At 74.2% G+C, this 5,373-nt stretch carries 5 protein-coding genes; all 5 read right to left on the bottom strand.

The genetic code is table 11. The annotated features are described in order from the left end of the window. On the bottom strand, positions 1 to 872 hold an 872-nt coding region (locus tag QM641_RS12385), incomplete at its 3' end, for a DEAD/DEAH box helicase (protein WP_415116933.1). 175 nt (positions 873 to 1,047) lie between these two features. Beyond that, positions 1,048 to 1,848 (bottom strand): energy-coupling factor transporter transmembrane component T, encoded by an 801-nt coding sequence (locus QM641_RS12380; protein ID WP_415116931.1) that lies wholly within the window; start codon positions 1,846 to 1,848, stop codon positions 1,048 to 1,050. After that, complete coding sequence (locus QM641_RS12375; protein ID WP_415116929.1) at positions 1,845 to 3,638, bottom strand: ABC transporter ATP-binding protein; 1,794 nt, start codon at positions 3,636 to 3,638, stop codon at positions 1,845 to 1,847. Before QM641_RS12375 ends, QM641_RS12380 begins: the two co-directional genes overlap by 4 nt. Before the next feature lie 222 nt (positions 3,639 to 3,860). Further along, positions 3,861 to 4,409, bottom strand: coding sequence for an ECF transporter S component (locus QM641_RS12370; protein ID WP_415116927.1), 549 nt, complete (start codon positions 4,407 to 4,409; stop codon positions 3,861 to 3,863). Positions 4,410 to 4,527: 118 nt separating this feature from the next. Then, positions 4,528 to 4,869, bottom strand: a complete 342-nt coding sequence (locus QM641_RS12365; RefSeq protein WP_415116925.1) for a GNAT family N-acetyltransferase — start codon at positions 4,867 to 4,869, stop codon at positions 4,528 to 4,530. Positions 4,870 to 5,373: the final 504 nt, after the last annotated feature.

Below are 5,373 nucleotides of genomic sequence, written 5' to 3'. Positions count from 1 at the left end.
GCCGCGAGGTTGCGGTCGCGCTGCGGCTGCGACAGGTTGCCGTGCAGGTCGACCGCGGGGATGCCCTGGGCGGTCAGCTTCTTCGCGAGCTTCTTGGCGTGGTGCTTGGTGCGCATGAACAGGATGCGGCGGCCCGTGCCCGACGCGAGCGTGCTCACGACCTCGTTCTTCGCGTCGGTGTCGGCGAGGGTGAACACGTGGTGGGTCATCGCGGCGACCGGGGAGTTCGCCTCGTCGACCGAGTGCAGCACCTCGTTCTGCAGGAAGCGGGCGACGAGCTTGTCGACGCCGTTGTCGAGCGTGGCGCTGAACAGCAGCCGCTGTCCGCCGCGCGGCGTTGCGCTGAGGATGCGGGTGACGCCGGGGAGGAACCCCAGGTCGGCCATGTGATCGGCCTCGTCGATGACGGTGATCTCGACGGCATCCAGGTTCACGAATCCCTGCTTCATGAGGTCTTCGAGCCGGCCGGGGCAGGCGACGACGATGTCGACGCCGGCGCGCAGCGCCTGCACCTGGCGGTGCTGCGAGACGCCGCCGAAGATCGTCGTGGTGGTCAGGCCGTACGCGCGCGCGAGCGGTGCGAGCACCGCGTCGATCTGCGTGGCGAGCTCGCGTGTGGGAGCGAGCACCAGGCCCGAGGGGCGTCCGGCGCGGCGCGTGCGGGCGGCGTCGCGCAGACGCGCGACCATCGGGATGGAGAAGGCGAGGGTCTTGCCCGAGCCGGTCTTGCCGCGCCCGAGCACGTCGCGGCCGGCGAGGGTGTCGGGCAGGGTGTCGACCTGGATCGGGAAGGCGGTGGTCTTGCCGTCGGCGGAGAGCACGTCGACGAGGGGGGCGGGCACGCCGAGCGCGCCGAAGGAGGTTTCAGTCATGAGGTGTTTCTGAGCACGCGACGGTGCCCGGGTCGGTGGCCCGCACGCGGATGCGCGCACGGGTTCGCCGTACGAAGAATGTCAGCCGACATCGGCCTGAGCCGGCGGCGAGGGAAGCGTTCTACGACGCGAGAGCGCGGTGTGCGCTGCAAGTGCTCCCGACTCTAGCAGTCGATCAGGTGCCGAAGGCTGTGAGCAGCACCGCCGTCACCGCCCAGAAGGCGACCACGAAGACGACGTCGCGCGCGCGGAAGGGCACCAGGTGCCGCTCGGTGCGGTCGGGGTGGGCGCCGAAGGCGCGCGCGTCCATCGCGAGCGCCACCCGCTCGGCGTGCCGGATCGCGCCCGCCAGCAGCGGCACGATGTACCCCCACCAGCGGGCGATCGCGGCGAACGGCCCGCGACCGGCGTGCGCGCCGCGCACGCGGTGGGCCTGACGGATGAGGTCGAGCTCGTGCCCGAACCGTGGCACGAAGCGCAGAGCCGCCAGCGCGGTGTAACCGACGCGGTACGGCACGCGCAGCTGCTGCACGGTGGCGCGCACGAGGTCGGGGCCGGAGGTGGTGGAGCCGGCGACCAGGGCCAGCGCGACGATCGCGCCGATCCGCAGCGCCGTGGCGGCACCGACGAGCACCGCGCCGCCGTAGAGGGTCCAGCCGCCGAGCGAGAGCACCTCGACCGAGCGGTCGACGCGCGAGGCATCCGTCCACACGCTCATCCCGAGCGTCAGCACCGCCACACCCAGCGGCAGTGCGATGCCGAGGGTGAGGGCGAGACCTCGCGTGAACGGGGCGCCGATCAGCAGCACGACGGCCGAGAGGGCGAGGAAGGCGAGCGGGGTGGCGAGGTCGCGCACGAGCACGAGCAGCACCATGGCAGGGAGGGGACCTGCGAGCTTGGCGAGCGGGTTGAGCGTCGTGAGGAAGCGGCCGGGCGCGGTGGCGCGCGCGTAGGGGTCGAACGCGGCATCCGTCATGCGATGCTCCCCGGCAGGTCGGCGAGGCGGGCGACAGCGGCGAGGGAGGGATGCCGGTGCAGCCCGCGCAGCGCGCGTCGCAGCGGCGGCGGGCGCAGGCCCGCGCGCTCGATCAGCGCCTCGTCGGCGAAGACCGTGGCGGTCGCCCCGTCGGCGGCGATGCGGCCGTCCGCGACGACGACGGTGCGCTGGGCGTGCTCGGTGACGAGCTGCAGGTCGTGCGTCACGACGATGACCGTCGTGCCGTCGGCGTGGAGCCCGCGCAGCAGCTGCAGGAGCTCCTCGGCGCGCGCCCGGTCCTGACCGAAGGTGGGTTCGTCGAGAGCGAGCACCGGAGCGGCGGCCACCAGTGCGGTGCCCACCGAGAGGCGTCGCTTCTGACCGCCGGAGAGGAGGAACGGATGCCGGTCGGCCTGACCGTCGAGACCGAACCGTTCGAGGAGGTCGGTCGCGCGGTCGCGCACCTCGTCTTCGGGAAGGCCCTGCAGGCGCAGTCCGTGCGCGAGCTCGTCGAAGGCCGTCCGGGCGAGGAACTGGTGCTCGGGATTCTGGAACACGAACCCGATGCGGCGGGCCCGCGCGCGCAGCCGCGTGCGCGCGGGGTCGGTGCCGTCGATGCGCACGGTCCCGCGCGGGGCCGGGATCACGCCCGCGATCGCCTGGAGGAGGCTCGTCTTGCCCGCGCCGTTCGCCCCGACGATCGCGACGAACTCGCCGGCGCGCACGGTGAGGTCGACGTCGTGGAGCACGCGCGTGCGCCCGCGGGCGAGGGTGAGCCCGCGTACCTCGACGATCGCCGGGCCCGGGCTGGCGTCGCGGGGCCGTTCGCGCCCACGAACCTCGGAGTCTTGCGCGAACTTCGGAGGATTTGGGCGAAATCCTCCGAAGTTGGTGCGATTCTCCGAAGTTCCGGATGCCGGTGCGGGCATCGGCGCGGGGCACCGCTCGAGCGCTGCGCGCAGCTCCTCGGGGGTCAGCGGGAGCGGATCGAGGGCGTAGCCGGCCGCGCGCAGGCGCAGCGCGGCGAGGGCCGAGACCGGCAGCCACACGCCGAGCTCGTGCAGCTCGTCGGCGCGGGCGCGCAGCACGTCGTCGACCGAGCCGTCGGCGACCGTGCGACCGGTCGCGTCGAGCACGACGACGCGGCTGGTCAGCGCGACCGCCTCGTCGAGGTTGTGCTCGACGAGGAGGATCGCGCGGTCGCCGCCGGTCACCACGTCGCGCAGCGCCGCGTACACGTCCTCGATCCCGCGCGGGTCGAGGTTCGCGGTGGGCTCGTCCAGCACCAGCAGGGGCGAGCCGAGCGCGAGCGCGCACGCGATCGCGAGCCGCTGGCGTCCGCCTCCGGAGAGGCGGTCGGGGTTGTCTTCCCGGCGCTCCCACAGCCCCACGCGGCGCAGCGCCGCCTCCGTCCGCGCGAGCACGTCGGTCACCGGCATCCGCAGGTTCTCCGGGCCGAAGGCGACCTCGTCGAGCACCGTCCCGGTGACCAGCTGCGCATCGGGATCCTGGAACACCATGCCCACGTGCGTGCTCAGCCGCGCGACCGGCGTGGTGGTCGCATCGAGCCCGGCGACCTCGACCGACCCGGTGATCCGCGCGGGCACCGACTGCGGGATCAGCCCGTTGAGCGTGAGCGCGAGCGTGGACTTCCCCGAGCCGCTGGGCCCGAGCAGCAGCACGACCTCTCCCGGTGCGATGCGGAACGTGGCCGCGGCGGGGGTCGCGGCATCCGCCCCCTCGTGGGTGACGCCGAGCTCGCGCACGTGCACGAGCGCGGCAGAGGTCACGGGCGGTCCCAGCGGAGAGGGTCAAGAGGGCACCTCCAACTTAGCCGGGCCTTACCCGGCCCGATCGGCCCCGCCCGGCCCGCCTACCGGCTCACCAACTTCGGAGAGTCGCGCGAGGTTCGGAGGATTCCGCCGAAATCCTCCGAACTTCGCGCAAGACTCCGAACTTCGGGCGCCCCGCAGCGCGCGCCGGCGCACCCGCGGCGGCGCCCCGCGCCCGTGTCAGCGCACTGCGCGGGCCACGCCGGTTCGCCGCAGGCTCGCTCCGAGAGCGAGTCCGGCCGCCGTCCAAAGGACCGGCCCCAGCACGAGCAGCACCCAGAACACGACGAGCGCCCACGGCGCGAGCCTTCCCGCGTCGAGGGCGAAGCTCATCGCCACAGCCAGCACCGCGCCGACGATCCCGCCGGAGAGGAAGAAGCGCCAGCGCTGCCAGATCCGGTAGCGGGCGAGGGCGGCGATGCCCTCCTGGAGACCGCCGATGAGCAGGGCCGTGCCGAGGTAGCGTCCGATCCACTGCGGAGCGAACGCGCCGGCGACCAGTGCCGCGACGCCGTGCGTGACCAGCGCGACCCAGGGCCGGCGCAACAGTTCCTGCGCGATGACACCGGGGATCACGTGCGAGCCGAGCACGAGCCCGTACACGATGGGCGCGAGCGCCCACACCGGTGCGCTGACGTAGCCGGCGAGCGCGCCCAGCAGACCGGTCGCGACGCCGATCGCCGCGCAGATCAGCAGGACTCGCGTCGAGAGGCGGGATGCCGGAGCCACCCGACCAGCGTATCGGCGGTGGGCTGCCGTGGACCATGCCGGCGCCTGCCCGCCCACGGACGAGCGGGATCAGCGCCGGCGCCGCCCGAGCCCGGGACGGCGCGCGCCGCCGGTCGGGTCAGCCGGCGACCGCGCTTGCGGACGGGCCGGGGGTCGTCTCGTCGGCCCAAACGATGGACAGGCCCGGCACCTCGTGGCTCTTGAGGTAGCGGGTGAAGAAGGGGCACGTGGGCACGACCGTCTCGCCGCGCTCGGCGAGGTCGGCGGCCGTACCGGCCGCGAGGACCGTGCCGAGCCCCCTGCCCTCGAACGCGTGGTCGATGAGGGTGTGGTGGATGACCAGCCGCCCCCGCGCGTCGACGTAGTAGTCCAGGTACCCGGCGAGCAGGTCGTCGAGGTGGATCTCGTAGCGGTGCCGCTCGTCGTTGCGGGTGACCGTCGGGGCGCTCTGTACGGGCATGTGGCATCCTCTCGTCGCAGTCCAACCTACGGCGCGCTCGCCTCCCGCGCACCCGCCCGCCCGCCCGCTCCCGCCCCCGCCCCCCTCCGCCCGCTCCCACCCCCGTCCGCCCCCGCCCCCGTCCGCCCCCGCCCGCCCTCCTCCCCGCGAGACTCCATTGGTGCACCGAGACTGCACGCCCAGCACGCAGTCTCGGTGCACGGGTGAAGTCTCGCGGATGCGCGGGTGGGCGGATGGGCGGGTGGGCGGGTGCGCGGGTGCGCGGGTGCGCGGGTGCGCGGATCGCGGATGCCGGTGGGGACGGCCGCGGCGGGCGTCGGCGGTCGCGGCTATCGTGAACGGGTGAGCAGCGCCGGAGGGGACCCGTACGCCGACCTGGTTTGGGACCCCGACGAGCTCGCGCCACCGGACGACCCCGACGCGCCGCCGCCACCGGAGTTCGACGGGTACGGCGCCGCGATCGCCCGCGCCACCCGCGCCGCGCCGCGCCCGGCCCGCGCCGCA

The sequence above is a fragment of the Microbacterium sp. genome (genome assembly GCF_047605725.1).
Classification (GTDB): domain Bacteria; phylum Actinomycetota; class Actinomycetes; order Actinomycetales; family Microbacteriaceae; genus Microbacterium.
Note: the sequence above shows the minus strand (reverse complement) of the source record. Positions and strands in the feature narration are given on the sequence as shown.